Origin of the sequence: Thioalkalivibrio sp. ALR17-21, assembly GCF_000420185.1 — a bacterium.
GTDB classification, from domain to species: domain Bacteria; phylum Pseudomonadota; class Gammaproteobacteria; order Ectothiorhodospirales; family Ectothiorhodospiraceae; genus Thioalkalivibrio; species Thioalkalivibrio halophilus.
The window spans coordinates 149,619-165,469 of the sequence record NZ_ATUL01000003.1; the positions used below are offsets into that span (position 1 = coordinate 149,619).

14 protein-coding genes and 1 tRNA gene are annotated in these 15,851 nt (G+C 66.5%); 11 read left to right on the plus strand and 4 right to left on the minus strand.

All coding sequences use genetic code 11. The features are described 5' to 3' along the window. The first annotated feature begins 114 nt into the window (after positions 1 to 114). The 8 genes from G020_RS0102620 to G020_RS0102655 all read left to right on the plus strand — a co-directional run bounded on the left by G020_RS0102620 (position 115) and on the right by G020_RS0102655 (position 8,370). Entirely contained in the window at positions 115 to 609 is a 495-nt protein-coding gene (locus G020_RS0102620) for a hypothetical protein (protein WP_024328549.1), read from the plus strand. A 66-nt stretch (positions 610 to 675) separates the two neighbouring features. Next, positions 676 to 1,167 (plus strand): DUF4168 domain-containing protein, encoded by a 492-nt coding sequence (locus tag G020_RS0102625; RefSeq protein ID WP_024328550.1) that lies wholly within the window; start codon positions 676 to 678, stop codon positions 1,165 to 1,167. Between the two features lie 150 nt (positions 1,168 to 1,317). Further along, on the plus strand, positions 1,318 to 1,746 hold the full coding sequence (gene rplM, locus G020_RS0102630) for a 50S ribosomal protein L13 (protein WP_018946445.1): 429 nt from the start codon (positions 1,318 to 1,320) through the stop codon (positions 1,744 to 1,746). Between the two features lie 40 nt (positions 1,747 to 1,786). Then, positions 1,787 to 2,179 carry a 30S ribosomal protein S9 gene (gene rpsI / locus G020_RS0102635; protein ID WP_024328551.1) on the plus strand — a complete coding sequence of 131 codons (393 nt, stop codon included), beginning with the start codon at positions 1,787 to 1,789 and terminating at the stop codon, positions 2,177 to 2,179. Between the two features lie 47 nt (positions 2,180 to 2,226). Next, positions 2,227 to 2,300, plus strand: a tRNA-Gln gene (locus tag G020_RS0102640). A 188-nt stretch (positions 2,301 to 2,488) separates the two neighbouring features. Beyond that, on the plus strand, positions 2,489 to 3,406 hold the full coding sequence (locus tag G020_RS0102645) for an MBL fold metallo-hydrolase (protein WP_024328552.1): 918 nt from the start codon (positions 2,489 to 2,491) through the stop codon (positions 3,404 to 3,406). A 193-nt stretch (positions 3,407 to 3,599) separates the two neighbouring features. Further along, on the plus strand, positions 3,600 to 7,442 hold the full coding sequence (locus G020_RS0102650; protein ID WP_024328553.1) for a DUF3683 domain-containing protein: 3,843 nt from the start codon (positions 3,600 to 3,602) through the stop codon (positions 7,440 to 7,442). 103 nt (positions 7,443 to 7,545) lie between these two features. Beyond that, positions 7,546 to 8,370, plus strand: coding sequence for a rhodanese-like domain-containing protein (locus G020_RS0102655; RefSeq protein WP_018946442.1), 825 nt, complete (start codon positions 7,546 to 7,548; stop codon positions 8,368 to 8,370). A 9-nt stretch (positions 8,371 to 8,379) separates the two neighbouring features. On the opposite strand, the gene G020_RS0102660 is transcribed toward G020_RS0102655, so the two are convergent. Both G020_RS0102660 and rpiA read right to left on the minus strand, forming a co-directional pair. Further along, complete coding sequence (locus tag G020_RS0102660; protein ID WP_018870056.1) at positions 8,380 to 8,589, minus strand: DUF2905 domain-containing protein; 210 nt, start codon at positions 8,587 to 8,589, stop codon at positions 8,380 to 8,382. 6 nt (positions 8,590 to 8,595) lie between these two features. Further along, the gene (gene rpiA, locus G020_RS0102665; protein ID WP_024328554.1) at positions 8,596 to 9,258 is read right to left on the minus strand and encodes a ribose-5-phosphate isomerase RpiA; all 663 of its coding nucleotides are present in this window, start codon (positions 9,256 to 9,258) and stop codon (positions 8,596 to 8,598) included. A 124-nt stretch (positions 9,259 to 9,382) separates the two neighbouring features. Between rpiA and ilvA the strand changes: the two genes are divergently transcribed. Further along, on the plus strand, positions 9,383 to 10,900 hold the full coding sequence (ilvA, locus tag G020_RS0102670; protein WP_024328555.1) for a threonine ammonia-lyase, biosynthetic: 1,518 nt from the start codon (positions 9,383 to 9,385) through the stop codon (positions 10,898 to 10,900). A gap of 15 nt (positions 10,901 to 10,915) precedes the next feature. Here ilvA and motB read toward each other — a convergent pair whose 3' ends face one another. Next, positions 10,916 to 11,815, minus strand: coding sequence for a flagellar motor protein MotB (gene motB, locus G020_RS0102675; RefSeq protein ID WP_024328556.1), 900 nt, complete (start codon positions 11,813 to 11,815; stop codon positions 10,916 to 10,918). A 19-nt stretch (positions 11,816 to 11,834) separates the two neighbouring features. Next, positions 11,835 to 12,686 (minus strand): flagellar motor stator protein MotA, encoded by an 852-nt coding sequence (gene motA / locus G020_RS0102680; protein WP_024328557.1) that lies wholly within the window; start codon positions 12,684 to 12,686, stop codon positions 11,835 to 11,837. A gap of 69 nt (positions 12,687 to 12,755) precedes the next feature. Here motA and G020_RS0102685 point away from each other — a divergent pair, with 69 nt between their 5' ends. Both G020_RS0102685 and G020_RS0102690 read left to right on the plus strand, forming a co-directional pair. Continuing rightward, entirely contained in the window at positions 12,756 to 14,123 is a 1,368-nt protein-coding gene (locus tag G020_RS0102685; RefSeq protein WP_024328558.1) for an HDOD domain-containing protein, read from the plus strand. 99 nt (positions 14,124 to 14,222) lie between these two features. After that, positions 14,223 to 15,791, plus strand: coding sequence for a PAS domain-containing methyl-accepting chemotaxis protein (locus G020_RS0102690; protein WP_024328559.1), 1,569 nt, complete (start codon positions 14,223 to 14,225; stop codon positions 15,789 to 15,791). Positions 15,792 to 15,851: the final 60 nt, after the last annotated feature.

Consider the following 15,851-nt stretch of genomic DNA (forward strand, 5'->3'; position numbering starts at 1 on the left):
GGACGGCCTTCATATCTCTGATTGAAAAGATATTTTTTTGTGTTCTGAATGTTGGCCCGTGGGTTGCATCATGTGACTTGTCCGTAGCGAAATCCGCAAACCACAGGAGGTCGCATGACGACTTTCCGCAAAACCGCAACGGCCATGGCGCTCGGTTCGGTGCTGACCCTCGGCTTTTCCGGGGTGGCCGCGGCCCAGGCGGGCCAGGGCGGTGCCCCCGCCGGCGACATGCCTCCCGAGGCCGGAACCCCGGGGCAGGGCCAGCCGCCCGAGCCGCGGCAGGACGCACCGGCACCGCAGGATGCCCCGCCACCCGGCGGGAGCGGCCAGGGCGGGGGGCTTCCGCCGGGCGGGACCGGACAGGAACGCGGGCTCCCGCCCGGCGGGCAGCCCCCCGAACCGCAGACCGGACCGGGGCAGCCGGATCGGCCGCAAGGTGCGCCCCCCGAGCCGCGTGACGCGCCGCCGGGGAGCATGGAACCCGAGCGCACGGATCCGCGTGGCGGTGCCACCGGCCAGCAGATGCCGGCCCCGGGCGAGCGGCCCGAGGGCGAGGCGATGCCCGAGCCCGGCGAAGACCCGCGGCAGGGCACGGAGCGGGACTGGTAGTCCGGCCCGCAGATCATGATTTTCGTGAATACAGACCGTCGTAAAGACCAAGGAGCAAACGCAATGATGAACTTTCGCAAGACCGCAATGGCTTTCGCCCTGACTTCCATGTTCGCCTTCGGTGGCGTGGCCTCCGCCCAGATGGGTGGCGGCGCCGAGGGCGGTGCTCCGCCGGAAGGTGGCGCCCAGGGCGGCGCCCCGCCGCAGGGCGGTGCTCAGGGTGGCGCGGGCGCCCAGGGTGGTGCTCCGCCGGAAGGTGGCGGCGCCCCGATGCAGCAGGAGGCCCCCGAGGTCGACCTGTCCGATGAAGACATCGACACCTTCGTCGAAGCCTTTGTCGGTGTGCAGGAGGTCCGCGAGGACTTCTCCCAGCGCCTGCAGGAAGCCGAGGACGAGACCGAGGCGCAGCAGATGCAGCAGGAGGCCCAGGACGAGATGGTCGCGGCCGTGGAGGATGCCGGCATGACCGTTGAAGAGTACAATGAGGTCGCCATGGCCCTGCAGAACGACCCCGAGCTGATGCAGGAGGTCCAGCAGCAGGCCGAAAGCGCCATGTAAGCCCGCAAGGGACAGGCATGCGCTGACGGGGCCGTCCTTCGGGGCGGCCCCGTCTTTTTGCGCGATCGCTCGTGGGACCCTTGAATGACGGGGTACAACACGGTATTCTTTCGCGCTTTCTGAATCGCCCCGACATCGGAGCATCGATACATGAGCACCATCAGCGCCAAGCCGGCAGAAGTCGAACGCGACTGGTTCCTTGTGGATGCCAGTGACAAGACCCTCGGTCGACTCGCCACGGAAATCGCGCGTCGGCTGCGCGGAAAGCACAAGCCCGTCTACACGCCGCACGTGGATACCGGCGACTACATCGTCGTGATCAATGCGGACAAGATCCGGGTCTCGGGCAACAAGGCCTCCGACAAGATGTATTATCGCCATACCGGTTATCCGGGGGGCATCAAGGAGGCGAACTTCTCCCAGATGATCGAACGTCATCCGGAGAAGGTGCTCGAGCTGGCCGTCAAGGGCATGCTGCCGCGCAACCCGCTCGGCCGGTCGATGCTCAAGAAACTCAAGGTGTATGCCGGAACCGAGCACCGGCATGCGGCCCAGCAGCCGCAGCCGCTGGACATCTGATCCGCGGCGCCGCCAACCAGAAACAGGGAAATCGATTCCAATGGCTATGAATCAGTACTACGGTACGGGTCGCCGCAAGACGGCTTCCGCGCGTGTCTTCCTGCGTCCCGGCTCGGGCAACGTGACCGTCAACGGCCGTCCGCTGGACGAGTTCTTTGGTCGTCCGACCTCGCGCATGGTTGTCCGGCAGCCGCTGGAAGCGGCGGAAGCCCTCGACGGCTTCGACGTGGTGGCCACGGTCTCCGGCGGGGGCGGCAACGGTCAGGCGGGTGCCATTCGTCTGGGTATCGCCCGCGCGCTGGTTGAGTATAATGAGGACCTGCGCAGCACGCTGCGTCGTGGCGGTCACCTGACGCGGGATGCCCGCGAGGTGGAGCGCAAGAAGATCGGCCTGCGCAAGGCCCGTCGCGCGACGCAGTACTCCAAGCGCTGATCCGGTTTTCGCCGGTGCACCCGGAGGTTTCGGGCGCCGGCCAGAATTGGGGGATCGTCTAGCGGTAGGACTACGGACTCTGACTCCGTCAACCCAGGTTCGAATCCTGGTCCCCCAGCCAACCATGGAAAAGGGCCCCCTCGCGGGGCCCTTTTTCATGGATATGGGCCCGGACCAGGATGAGAACCTGGAAGGTTCGGCGGAGCGCAGCGGAGCAACGCACACGCGCAGGCTTTTCTACGGAATGTCGGGTCTTCTCCGTGCGTCTGTGGTCTATAGTCAGTCCCAGGTTTCGAGCAAGGAGAAGCCATGTCCGTACCCGAGAATCCGTATCCCGAGGTCACTGTCGATACCCGCGCCCGCCAGGTGGAAGGGACCAATGCCTGGTACATGATCGGTCTGTCGGGCATCCCGGGCCCCGACAACGAGGGCCACACCTCCAACGCCGGTTTCGTGGTGACCGACGAGGGCGTGGTGGTCTACGACGCTCTGGGTACCCCGGCCCTGGGCTTCGAGATGATCCGGCGGATCCGGGAGGTCACGGATCAACCGATCCGCTACGTGATTGCGGGTCATTACCATGCGGACCATATCTACGGTCTGCAGGCGTTCGCCGATCATACGGAAGCGCGCATCATCGGTCAGCGGCGGGCGGAAGATTATCTGCGCGGGCCGGGCGCCGAATCCCGTCTGCAGCAGCGTCGGGGCGTGCTTTATCCGTGGGTGGACGAAGACACTCAGGTGATCCCGCCGGACGAGCTGTTCGACGACGAGTACGCCATCGAGCTGGGCGGCAAGACTTTCCGCCTGCTGCATGCCGGTCCGGCGCATTCACCGGATGACGTCATCATGGTGGTCGAGGAAGACGGCGTGGTGTTTGCCGGCGATATCGTGTTTGACGGCCGCATCCCGTTCCTCGGCGATGATGCCCTGGATTCCGGCAACTGGGTGAACCGCCTGGAGCAGGTGGAGGCGATGGAGCCGAACTTTCTGATCCCGGGGCATGGCGACGCGACCGCCAATGCCCGGCGCGCGGTGCGTTTCACCCGGGACTACCTGGTGAAGCTGCGTGAGCACATGGCGGAATCGGTCGAGGACATGATGTCCTTCGAGGAGGCCTACGCTGCCATGGACTGGTCCGAATACGAAGACCTGCCGGCGTTCGACCACACCAACCGCTCCAACGCCAATGCGGTGTTTCTGGAGATGGAATCCAAACTGTTCTGACGCCGCATTATCTCCGCAGCCGACCGGGCCCGGGCTGTTCCGGGCCCGGTCGGACGTGCACGTCGATCAGGGTTTCCTTAATATTGCGCAACTACTTTGGTGCCAAAAGAATGGACCGCGAGTGCGAGATCGTGCTTTCGGTCCGGCTGGCCGTTAACCTTGCGCTTCACTCTGATCGGGAGGCCCCGCCTCAATGACCGCCGAACGCGTGCGCGAAATACCGTACAACTACACTTCCTTCTCCGACCGCGAAATCGTTATCCGCTTCCTCGGGTCCGATACCTGGGAGCTGCTCAACGAGCTGCGTGGCGAACGCCGTACCGGCGTGTCCGCGCGCATGCTGTTCGAGGTCCTGGGGGATATGTGGGTGGTGACGCGCAACCCGTATATCCAGGACGATCTGCTGGGAGACCGCAAGCGTCGCCGTTCTCTGATCGATGCGATGCAGCACCGCCTCGATCAGATCGAGGCCCGTGCCGAGGGCAACGAGAAGGCCCTGACCCTGGCCCGGCGCGCCCAGGCGGCACTGACCGCGTTCGCGGAGGAGTTCGACAAGACGCTGGCGTTGCGCGACAAGGTTCGCAAGCGTATGAACGGGCTCACGCACAAGGATAATATCCAGTTCGGCGGGCTGGCCCGCGTCTCGCACGTGACCGATGCGACCGACTGGCGCGTGGAGCTGCCGTTCGTGGTGCTGACGCCGGATTCCGAAGAGGAAATGGGCCCGCTGGTCGCGGCCTGTATCGAGCTGGGTCTGACCGTGATCCCGCGCGGTGGCGGTACCGGCTATACCGGCAGTGCGGTTCCGCTGTCCAAGCGCTCGGCGGTCATCAACACCGAGAAGCTGGAAAACATTAGCGACGTGCAGCGGCGCACGCTGCCGGGCGTGGACAAGGAAGTGCCGGTGGTGCATGTCGAGGCGGGCGTGGTCACCAAGCGCGTTTCCGAGCTGGCCGACAATAACGGCCTGGTATTCGCGGTGGATCCGACCTCGCAGGACGCATCCACTATCGGCGGCAACGTGGCCATGAATGCCGGCGGCAAGAAGGCGGTGCTGTGGGGCACCGCGCTGGATAACCTTGCGGCCTGGACCATGGTCACCCCCGAGGCCGACTGGATGTACATCGAGCGCCTCGATCACAACCTCGGCAAGATCCACGATGCGCAGACGGTGCAGTTCCGCGTGACTCGCTACGAGGCCGACGGGAAGACCCAGAAGGGCGAGCCCGAGATCCTCGAGATGCCCGGGGCGCAGTTCCGCAAGACGGGGCTCGGCAAGGACGTGACCGACAAGACCCTGATGGGGGTGCCGGGCATCCAGAAGGAAGGCTGCGACGGCCTGATCACCTCGGCCGAGTTCATCCTCCACCGCATGCCGGACAACATCCGCACCGTGTGCCTGGAGTTCTATGGCACCGACCTGCACGAGGCGGTCCCGGCGATCGTCGAGATCAAGGACGCGGTGGATGCCGAGGACGAGGTCCTGCTGGCCGGGCTCGAGCACCTCGACGAACGCTACGTGCGCGCGGTGAAGTACACCCCCAAGGGGGCGCGCGGCGACCTGCCGAAGATGGTCCTGGTGGCCGACATCGTCTCCGACAACGAGGACGCGCTGGGCCGGCTGGCCGGGCAGATGGTGCGTGCGGCCAACGCCCGCAACGGCGAGGGCTTCATCGCCGTGAGCCCCGAGGCACGCAAGCGCTTCTGGGCGGATCGTGCCCGCACCGCGGCTATCGCCCATCACACCAACGCGTTCAAGATCAACGAGGACGTGGTGATCCCGCTGGAGCGGCTGGCGGAATACACCGAGGGGGTGGAGACCCTCAACGTCCGCGAATCGCTGAAGAACAAGCTGGCGATGATCGACGAGATGCTGGAGTGCATGCGCGGCGATCATCCCGAACTGCGCGAGCTGCTGGAAGACGCCGAGGGCGAGGGCCAGCAGTGGTTCGAGTCCAAGCGCCAGCGGGCGGTCGAGGTGCTGGAATCCGTGCGCGATCGCTGGTCGCGCATCGCCGACAACTTCCACACCCTGGCCTCCGAGTGCGACGAGCTGCTGGATGACGCCGCGCGTGCGGACATGCGTCCGCATGACAAGCTGATCCACCTGCTGCTGCGCCGCAGCCTGCGCATCTCCTACCGCGCGGAGGTCGAACGGCCGCTGTTCGACATCTTCAACGGTCACCAGATGGAGTCGGTGCGCAAGCGCCTGACCGCCATCCATGACCGGGTACTGACGAGTCGTCTGTTCATCGCCCTGCACATGCATGCGGGCGACGGCAACGTGCACACCAACATCCCGGTCAATTCCAACGACTACCCGATGATGCATCAGGCCGAGCGCCTGGTGGACGAGGTGATGCGCCTGGCGCGCGAGCTGGACGGGGTGATCTCCGGTGAGCACGGCATCGGGCTGACCAAGATGCAGTACCTGGACCCGGAGTCGATCACGTCCTTCGCGAAGTACAAGAAGCAGATCGACCCCGAAGGAGTGTTCAACGCCGGCAAACTGATGGAAGGCTCCGGCCTGAACAATGCCTACACGCCGTCGCTGCGCCTGGTAAAGCAGGAGGCATTGATCCTGGAGCAGAGCGAGCTGGGGGATCTCAACGACGAGATCAAGGACTGCCTGCGCTGCGGCAAGTGCAAGCCGGTGTGCAACACGCACGTCCCGCGGGCCAACCTGCTGTACTCGCCGCGCAACAAGATCCTGGCGACCGGGCTGATCGTCGAGGCCTTCCTCTACGAAGAGCAGACTCGGCGCGGGCTGTCCCTCAACCACTTCGAGGAAATGAACGACGTGGCCGATCACTGCACGATCTGCCACAAGTGCCTGAACCCGTGCCCGGTCGATATCGACTTCGGCGACGTGACCATGCACATGCGCTCGATCCTGAACAAGAAGGGCAAGCGCAAGGCATCGCCGGCGACCATGATGTCCATGGCCTTCCTGAACACCAAGGATCCCGCCACCATCAAGGGTATTCGCAAGGGCGCGATCCAGATGGGGTACGCGGCCCAGCGCCTGGGCCACTGGTCGTTCAAGAAGCTCGGCCTGACCGGCGAGGGCAAGACCCCGCGTTCGACCACCGGCAAGCCGCCGGTGCACGAGCAGGTGGTGCATTTCGTGAAGAAGCCCATGCCGGCGGGGCTGCCGAGCCAGACCACGCGCCAGATGCTGGGGCTGGAGGACTCGCGCTACGTGCCGATCCTGCGCGATCCGGTGAAGACCGACATGGACTCCGATGCGGTGTTCTACTTCCCCGGCTGTGGCTCCGAACGCCTGTTCAGCCAGGTCGGGCTGGCGACCCTGGCGATGCTCTACGACGCGGGTGCGCAGACCGTGCTGCCGCCGGGCTACCTGTGCTGCGGCTATCCGCAGAACGCCGGTGGCGATTTCGAGAAGGGCTCGCAGATCAGCACCGAAAACCGCGTGCTGTTCCATCGCATCGCGACCACGCTCAACTACCTCGATATCAAGACCGTGGTGGTTTCCTGCGGGACCTGCATGGATCAGCTGCTCAAATACGAATTCGAGCGGATCTTCCCGGGCTGCCGGCTGCTGGATATCCACGAGTACCTGATGGAGAAGGGCATCAAACTGGAAGGCCTCCAGGGGGTTCAGTACATGTACCACGACCCCTGCCACTCGCCGATGAAGTCGCACAAGCCGACCGAGGTGGCCGGCAACCTGCTGGGCCAGCCGGTGCTGGAGTCCGACCGCTGCTGCGGCGAGGCCGGGACCTTCGCGGTCAGCCGCCCGGACATTGCGACCCAGGTGCGCTTCCGCAAGCAGGAGGAGCTGCACAAGGGCATCAAGCAGCTGACCGGCGAGGAGAAGGCGGAAAACGGCAACGTGAAGATGCTGACCTCCTGCCCGGCCTGCCAGCAGGGGCTGTCGCGCTACCGCGAGGATACCGGCCTGGACACCGATTACATCGTGGTGGAGATGGCCAACCGGCTGCTGGGCGAGGACTGGCAGAAGGGCTTCATCGACCGGGCGCGCCAAGGAGGCATCGAGAAGGTCCTGCTCTGAACGACGGTTTCCCGTACACTGCGCAGTGGAATAAACGGAGTTCACGGGGCGTCGCAGGGAAGGCCGTATCCCGCGGCCCCCTGCTGACGTCAACGGAGATCGCATGAGCTTTCGTCATTTCGCTGTTCGTTCGGGTGTGTTCGCCCTTGCCGCCGGCCTGCTGGCCACCCCTGTCATCGTCTCGGCCCAGCTGGCGGAGTTTCCGGGGCGTCATCTTTACGAACGCTTCGGGGTGGAGGCCATCGAACTGTTCGACCTGCGTGGTCAGTTCAGCGGCTCGACCCTGGTGGACGTGCGCCCGCGCGCGGAATTCGACGTGATGCGGATGCGCGACGCCCATCACGTGAATCTGCACGCCCCCGATTTCGACGAGCGTGTCCGCGACCTGGAAGCCCGCGAGGGCAGCCCGCTGGTGTTCTACTGCAACGGGCGCGACAGCCATCGGGCGTACCGTGCCGCGGCGCGGGCCAGTGATGCCGGGCTTGATGCCGTGCTGGCGTATGACGCCGGCATGAACGACTGGGCGCGGAGCTATCCGCGCTTCTCCCGCCTGTTCGGCGAAGCGGTCGAGGACGACGATCTGATCCCCGACGCGTCGTTCGCGGCGCGGTTGCTGGATGGAGAGACGTTCGCACGCCGGGCCCAGGAAGACGACAGCCTGCTGCTCGACATCAGTGGTGCCGGGGACGAGGATGACATCGCCCTGTTCGGCGGACGCGAGCGGGTCATGCCGGTGAATGAGCCGGCGGCCCTGGACGACGCCCTGCGGGCGGCCGCCGCGGACGGCGACACCCTGCTGATCTTCGACCAGCACGGACAGCAGGTGCGCTGGCTGCAGTATCGCCTGCGCGAGCTGGGCATCGAGGACGAGCGTTATTACTTCCTCGAGGGCGGAATGGAGGCGTTCTACGACGAGGTGATGGGCTGAGAGCGGGGATCAGCGGCGGAAGAAGCTCAGGATCAGTGACAGCACGATGCTGACGATGATCATGGTCGTCAGCGGGAAGTAGAAGCGGCTGTCACCGCGTTCGATCACGATGTCCCCCGGGAGCCGCCCCCAGGGGATCTTTCCCAGCCAGGGCCACAGCAGCCCGATCAGGACGATCGCGCCGCCGATGATGATCAGCCACTTGCCGGTCTCGTTCATCGTGCCTCAGTGGTGGTGCAGTTCGCGCACGCCCTTCTCGCTGCCGATCAGCATCACGTCGGCCGGGCGCCGCGCGAACAGCCCGTTGGTCACCACCCCGGCGATGTGATCGATCTCCGACTCCAGCTCCACCGGGTTCATGATGCGCAGGTTGTGGACGTCGAGGATGACGTTCCCGTTGTCGGTGACGAAGCCTTCGCGCAGTTCCGGATTGCCGCCCAGGTTCGACAGCGCGCGCGCCACGTGGCTGCGGGCCATCGGGATGACCTCCACCGGCAGCGGGAAGTTGCCCAGATAGTTCGCGATCTTGGTGTCGTCGACCACGCAGACAAAGGTCTCGGAGGCCGCGGCCACGATCTTCTCGCGGGTCAGCGCGCCGCCACCGCCCTTGGTCAGGTGCAGGTGGGTGGTGGCCTCGTCGGCGCCGTCGACGTAGATCGGCAGCGGGCCGGCCGAATTCAGGTCCAGGACCTCGATTCCGTGGCCGCGCAGGCGCTCCGCGCTCGCCTCGCTGGAGGCGACGGCCCCGTCGATGCGGTTCTTCATGCCCGCCAGGGCATCAATGAAATAGTTGGCGGTCGATCCGGTGCCGACACCGACCACCCAGCCGTCCTCGATCTTCGACAGGGCCGCTTCGGCCACCGCCTTCTTCATTTCGTCCTGAGTCATCGCTTCGTCTCGCATGTTCTTGATATAACCTGCCGAGCATAACCATCCCGACGTTGACGGGACAAGCGCCGCGCAGCGCGAAGAGCTCACAGGGTGTGGGGTGAGCGTGCTATCGTGCGAAGCCATGAAAGACTATCCCTATCTGGAGAAGATCCTCACCTCCAGCGTGTACGACGTGGCGCGCGAGACACCGCTGGATGCCATGCCCACGCTGTCGAACCGGCTGGGCTGTGATATCCGCCTCAAACGCGAGGACCTGCAGCCGGTGTTCTCGTTCAAGCTGCGCGGCGCCTACAACAAGATCGCGCAGCTTTCGGAGGAGCAGCGCTCGAAGGGCGTGATCGCGGCCTCGGCGGGCAACCACGCCCAGGGCGTGGCGCTGGGGGCCACCCATCGCGGTATCCGTGCGGTCATCGTGATGCCGGTCACCACGCCGCAGATCAAGGTGGACGCGGTACGCCGCTTCGGCGGCGAGGCGGTGCTGTTCGGCGATTCCTTCGACGAGGCCGCCGCGCATGCCCGCGAGCTGGAGGCCGAGCACGGCTATACCTTCATCCACCCGTTCGATGATCCGGACGTGATCGCCGGGCAGGGCACCGTGGCCATGGAGCTGCTGCGTCAGCAGCCCGGGCCTCTCGATGCGGTGTTCGTGTGCATCGGCGGGGGCGGACTGGTCTCGGGCATGGCGGCCTATATCAAGCGCCTGCGCCCGGAGATCCGGGTGATCGGGGTGGAGCCGGATGATGCACCGTCGATGTACAAGGCCCTGCAGCAGAATCGGCGGGTCAGCCTGAAGCAGGTGGGGATCTTTGCCGACGGCGCCGCGGTGCGTCAGGTGGGCAAGGAGACCTTCCGCCTGACCCGCGAGCTGGTGGACGAGGTCCTGCTGGTGGATACCGATTCCATCTGCGCGGCGATCAAGGACATCTTTGACGATACCCGCGTGGTGGCCGAGCCGGCCGGGGCCCTGGCGGTGGCGGGCATGAAGCAGTATGCCCAGCGCGAGGGGCTGCGCGGGGCGCATCTGGCCGCGGTGCTCAGCGGCGCCAACATCAATTTCGACCGCCTGCGCCACGTGGCCGAGCGCGCCGAGATCGGCGAACACCGCGAGGCCCTGTTCGCGGTGACCATCCCCGAACGGCCCGGCAGCTTTCGCGAGTTCTGCGAAGCGGTGGGCAAGCGGGGCATTACCGAATTCAACTACCGCTACGCCGACGACAGCACCGCACATGTCTTTGCCGGGGTCAAGCTGGAAGGCGGGGACGCCGAGCGCGAGGCGATCCTGACGACCCTGCGCGAGCGCGGCTACGAGGTTCTCGACATGACCGAGAACGAGGTGGCGAAGCTGCATCTGCGGCACATGGTGGGGGGGCACGGTGGCGAGGTGCGCCACGAGCGGCTGTATCGCTTCGAGTTCCCGGAGCGCCCGGGCGCTCTGCTGAACTTCCTCAACCACATGGGCGAGACCTGGAACATCTCGCTGTTCCACTATCGCAACCACGGGTCGGCCCATGGCCGGGTGCTGGTAGGGATGCAGATCCCGAAGGAGGATCGCAAGCGCTTCCGGGAATTCCTCGAGGAAGTCGGCTACCCGTGGCACGAGGAGACCGGCAACCCGGCCTATTCGCTGTTCCTGCGCTGAAGGTCGCGTGCGGGGTCAGTCCTCCGGGGCGTCCAGCGCATCCGCTGGCGGCGTGCCCTCGGTCTCGATCCCCTCGCGCATCGCTTCCTCCGCCTCCTGGTTGAGGACGATCAGGGTGATGCGCCGGTTCACCGCGGCCTCGGGGTTGTCCCGGTCGAAGGGGACGGTGTCGGACAGGCCCACCACGCGCGCGATCTGTTCCGGCTCGGTGCCGCCGGCGATCAGCTCGCGCCGCGCGGCGTTGGCGCGGTCGGTGGACAGTTCCCAGTTGGTGTAGTCCTCGCGCTGCAGCGGGCGGGCATCGGTGTGGCCGGTGATCGAGATCCGGTTGGGGACCTCGTTGATCAGCCCCGCGAGCTCGCGCAGGATGCCGCTGGCATGCTCCAGCGGCCGCGCGCTGGCGGTGGCGAACATCGGCCGGTTCTCGGCGTCGATGATCTGGATGCGCAGGCCTTCCGGGGTGATGTCCATCAGCAGCTGGTCCTTGAACGGCTCCAGGGCCTGACTGCGGTCGATGGCTTCTTCCAGCGCTTCCTGCAGCGATTCCAGGCGCTCGCGGTCGCGTTCCAGCAGGGTCTCGTCATCGGCATCGTCCGGTACGGGCTCCGGCGGGGCGTCGTGACGGTCCGGGAGGCCCTCGAAATCGATGATCGACGGGTCGGCGCCGGTGCCGTCGCCGATGGCCTGCGACGGGGCCATGGCCTCGCCCTCGAACGCCGACGGGTTCTGGAAGTACTCCGACAGCGCGGCGCGTTCGTCCGCCTCCAGCGCGGCCAGCAGCCAAAGCAGCAGGAAGAAGGCCATCATCGCCAGGGCGAAGTCGGCGAAGGCGACCTTCCACGAACCGCCGTGGTGGCCGCCCTGGACCACCTTCTTCTTGACGATGATCGGCTGGGTCTTGTCCTCGACGCCCATGAGCGGTGTCCGGCCGGCCTCAGGCCGCCTTCACGTGTTCCTCGAGTTCGGAGAAGCCGGGACGCACGTCGCTTTCCATGGTCTTGCGGCCGAATTCCACCGAGACCTGCGGGCTGTACCCCTGCACGTTGGCGAGGATGCAGGCCTTGATGCACTGCATGTACTTGGTGTCCTCGTGCGAGCGGGCCTCCAGCGCGGAGGCGGTAGGGCCGACGAAGCCGTAGGCCAGCAGGATCCCGAGGAAACTGCCGACCAGCGCGGCGGCCACGTTCATGCCGATGGTCTCGATGTCGCCGCCGATCGCGCCCATGGTGTTGATGATGCCGAGGATGGCCGCAACGATGCCGAAGCCGGGCAGGGCATCCGCCACCTTGTTCACCGCATGGCTGGGGCGCTCCACCTCTTCGTGGTGGGTCTCCAGATCCACGTCCATCAGGGCGTCGAGTTCGTGGGGGTTCATCGAGCCGGAGATGATCAGCCGGAGGTAGTCGGTGATGAATTCGACGGCATGGTGATTCTTCAGCACCCGCGGGTGGGCCTGGAAGAGCTCGCTGTTTTCCGGATCGTCGATGTCGACTTCGACCGCCATCAGGCCCTCTTTGCGGGCCTTGACGAACAGCTTGTACATCAGCGCCAGCAGGTCGAGGTAGTCGGCCTGCGCATATTTGCGCCCCTGCATCAGTTTGGGGATGGACTTGAAGACCGTCATCACCACGTGCGGCGGGTTGGCGATCAGGAACGCGCCCAGCGCGGCGCCGCCGATGATGATGTATTCGTAGGGCTGCCAGATGATGAAGATGTCGCCGCCGTGGGCCACGTAGCCCCCGAAGACGGCGCCCAGTACGACGAGAAAACCGAGGATGAACTTCACGCGCGCAGGTCCTGCGTTGCTATAGTCGGCCCGCCAACCTTAATCGAGAACCGCAGGCGAGGTACAGCAATGGCCCTGGATGAAACGGCGCCCTATGCCGGGCGGGCACGCAGCCTGGCAGAGACGGACTGGCCGGTACTGGGGTCCAGCGAGGCGGTTTTCGCCGACACCGACGCCCTGGTCAACCGCTCGCTGCGCGAGGTGGGGCTGTATGCCGAGCGCGATCCGGGGCTGGCGCTGCGGCTGATCCTGCGGGCCAACGCCCCGCGTCCGGGCCTCAAGCAGGAGGTGCATTCGGTACCGGACGCGATCGCCATGCTGGGCCTGCGGGCGGTGCACGAGGAGATCGAACGCGCACCAAGGGTGGAAGACATCCTCCCGGACCCGCAGCCGTACCGGCGGCGAGCGGCCCAGGCGCGCCTGGCGGCGCTGATCGTGGAGGAACTGGGACGGGTGCGCCACGACAGTGAACCGGGCGAGCTGGGGCTGGCCGCCCTGTTGAACGACCTCGGCATGCTGGCGCTGGAAATGACCGACGCGCCGGAACTGCCGGGGCTGCGCTCGATGCTGCAGCTGCGGGCGCTGCCCGACGAGGCCAGTTACGTGGCTCTGGGCTATGCCACCGACGATCTGTCGCGCGGAATGGCCGAGCACATGCACCTGCCGGAGCTGGTACGCGGTACCCTGCGCGCAGAGAACGCCGCTCACCCGCGGGCCATGGAGGTGATGGTGGCTTCGGCGGTGGCCGGCCAGATCTTCCACGGCATGGACACCCTGCGCGAGGACCGCGATCTGCGCCTGCTGGCGGGGTTGCTGGGCGAGCCCGACAAGGCGGCGGCGGACCGGCTCGGCCGGCTGATGGAGGGCTTCAACCGGGACGCCTGGCTGTATGCCATGGACGCCCTGGATCCCGCGGTGATCGCGCGCGTCTGGCGGGAGGGCTGCTCGCCGGTGCCACTGGGCCTGTTGCCGCGCGGCGACATCGCGGTCAGCGGCGAGCTCGCGCTGCAGCGCGAGCCTGACCGGCGCGTGCGCCTGCGGCGCCTGTTGCGTGCCTGCCAGTTCGGTCTGGGGCTCAACCGGGTGGTGTTCGCGGAGCTGGCGCATGACGGCGACTGGCTGCATGCGGCCGATCTCGTCGGTACTCTGCACGAGCCGGAGTTCAGCCATTTCGGCATCGGCCGCCATGACCTGGGCGCCATGGGCGCGGTACTGGAGCAGACCGATCCTGTCTGGTGGTCGCGCGATTATCCCGACACCCCGCTGCCCGGGGCAGTGGCCGGGCTGACCGGCGGCGTGGACTGCCTGCTGGCGCCGGTGCGGGAGCACGGGCGCTGCATCGGGATGATCTACGCCGACCGGCGCTCGCCGGCGCTGGCGCTGGATCCCCGGACCTTCGACGGCTTTGCCCGGCTGCTGGCGGCGGCACGGCGCTGAAGCTCAAGCCGCCCGGGCGGCGGCCGTTATCCCGTAAAACGACACTCACGCGATGAGCAAGGGGCGCGCCGGCCGGCGCGCCCGCGGAGACCGAGCAGTATGCGCGAAAACCTTCCCGTCACGGGGACCGAATACACCCTCAACGAGGGCGAGGACCTGATCTCGTCCACCGACCTGAAGGGCCGGATCCGCAACGCCAATGACGCCTTCGTGCGTGTCAGCGGTTTCGACTGGGACGAGCTGAACGGGTCGGCTCACAACATCGTGCGCCATCCCGACATGCCGGAGGCGGCCTATGCCGACATGTGGGCCACGCTGCAGTCGGACCGTGCGTGGATGGGCATCGTCAAGAATCGGCGCAAGGACGGCGACCACTACTGGGTGGATGCCTTCGTGACCCCGGCCTACGAGAACGGCCAGAAGGTGGGCTACGAATCGGTTCGTCGGGTGCCGTCGCGCGAGTATGTAGAGCGCGCGGAGAAGGTCTATGCCGCGATGAAGCGCGGGCGCCAGTTCCGGCGCCACCTCTGGGACAGCCTGCTGTTCCGGCTGCTGGGTGTCTGGGGTCTCGGCTTTGCGCTGGCGCTGGGAGTCCTGCTGGCGCCCTGGGGAGTACTGGCCCAGGGGCTGGGTCTGGCCCTGGTGTTCGCCCTGGGGGGCGCGGCCACGGTCGGGCTGATGCAGCCGCTGCAGCGCACCATGCGGGGACTGCGGCGGATCTTCGACAACCCGGCGATGGAGACCATCTACTGCGGCCGGCGCGACGGTTCGGCGACGCTGGAGCTGTTCCAGCGCTTCCACGAGGCGCGGCTGTTCACCGTGCTCGACCGCATCGAGGAGCAGTCGGGGGCGGTAAGCGACGGCGCCCGGAGCATGGCGGGTGCGGTGGAGCAGACCGCCAGCGGGGTCACCCGCCAGCAGGGCGAGATCGATCAGGTCGCCACGGCGATGAACGAGATGACCTCGACCATCCAGGAGATGGCGCAGAACTCGGCGCAGGCCGCGGACAGCGCCCATCACGCCGAGCAGGAGACCCGTTCCGGGGAGGAGGTGGTGAACGCCACCGTGGAAGCGATCAATCGCATGGCGCGCGAGGTCGAGACCACCGCAGAGAAGCTCAACCGGCTGGAGACCGACGCTGCGGAGATCGACAACATCCTCGGCGTGATCCGCGAGATCGCCGAACAGACCAACCTGCTGGCCCTGAACGCGGCCATCGAGGCGGCGCGTGCCGGCGAGCACGGACGCGGTTTCGCGGTGGTGGCCGACGAGGTCCGGCGGCTGTCGCAGCGCACCGATGAATCCACGGTGACCATTCGCCAGATGATCGAGACCTTGCAGAACGGTTCGCGCGAGGCGGTCAGTGCGATGCGCGCAAGCCAGGAACAGGCTGCGCACGGCGTGCAACAGGCGCAGTCGGCCGGCGAGTCGCTGGGGCGCATCCGCGAGGCGGTGGGGCGCATTACCGAGATGAACACCCAGATCGCCACGGCGGTGGAGGAGCAGAGCTCGGTCTCCGAAGAGATCAACCGCAACGTCACGTCCATCCACGACGTGGCCGCCGAAACCGGGACTGTGGCGGAACACGCGCGCGAGGCCAGCGCCGACATGGAACGCCTGGCCGGCGAGCTGAGATCCCTGATCCACCGTTTCGACACCCGCGCGTAGGAGGCCGGCCCTCCGGCCGATTCGGCCCCGGTGGCTCGTCGGGCCGCGATCGGCCAGGAG

What these genes read in the sequence shown, in the direction of transcription:
- G020_RS0102620 (WP_024328549.1), top strand. Translation starts at nt 115, where the DNA reads ATGACGACTTTCCGCAAAACCGCAACGGCCATGGCGCTCGGTTCGGTG.
- G020_RS0102625 (WP_024328550.1), top strand. Translation starts at nt 676, where the DNA reads ATGAACTTTCGCAAGACCGCAATGGCTTTCGCCCTGACTTCCATGTTC.
- rplM (WP_018946445.1), top strand. Translation starts at nt 1,318, where the DNA reads ATGAGCACCATCAGCGCCAAGCCGGCAGAAGTCGAACGCGACTGGTTC.
- rpsI (WP_024328551.1), top strand. Translation starts at nt 1,787, where the DNA reads ATGGCTATGAATCAGTACTACGGTACGGGTCGCCGCAAGACGGCTTCC.
- G020_RS0102645 (WP_024328552.1), top strand. Translation starts at nt 2,489, where the DNA reads ATGTCCGTACCCGAGAATCCGTATCCCGAGGTCACTGTCGATACCCGC.
- G020_RS0102650 (WP_024328553.1), top strand. Translation starts at nt 3,600, where the DNA reads ATGACCGCCGAACGCGTGCGCGAAATACCGTACAACTACACTTCCTTC.
- G020_RS0102655 (WP_018946442.1), top strand. Translation starts at nt 7,546, where the DNA reads ATGAGCTTTCGTCATTTCGCTGTTCGTTCGGGTGTGTTCGCCCTTGCC.
- G020_RS0102660 (WP_018870056.1), bottom strand. Translation starts at nt 8,589, where the DNA reads ATGAACGAGACCGGCAAGTGGCTGATCATCATCGGCGGCGCGATCGTC.
- rpiA (WP_024328554.1), bottom strand. Translation starts at nt 9,258, where the DNA reads ATGACTCAGGACGAAATGAAGAAGGCGGTGGCCGAAGCGGCCCTGTCG.
- ilvA (WP_024328555.1), top strand. Translation starts at nt 9,383, where the DNA reads ATGAAAGACTATCCCTATCTGGAGAAGATCCTCACCTCCAGCGTGTAC.
- motB (WP_024328556.1), bottom strand. Translation starts at nt 11,815, where the DNA reads ATGGGCGTCGAGGACAAGACCCAGCCGATCATCGTCAAGAAGAAGGTG.
- G020_RS0102685 (WP_024328558.1), top strand. Translation starts at nt 12,756, where the DNA reads ATGGCCCTGGATGAAACGGCGCCCTATGCCGGGCGGGCACGCAGCCTG.
- G020_RS0102690 (WP_024328559.1), top strand. Translation starts at nt 14,223, where the DNA reads ATGCGCGAAAACCTTCCCGTCACGGGGACCGAATACACCCTCAACGAG.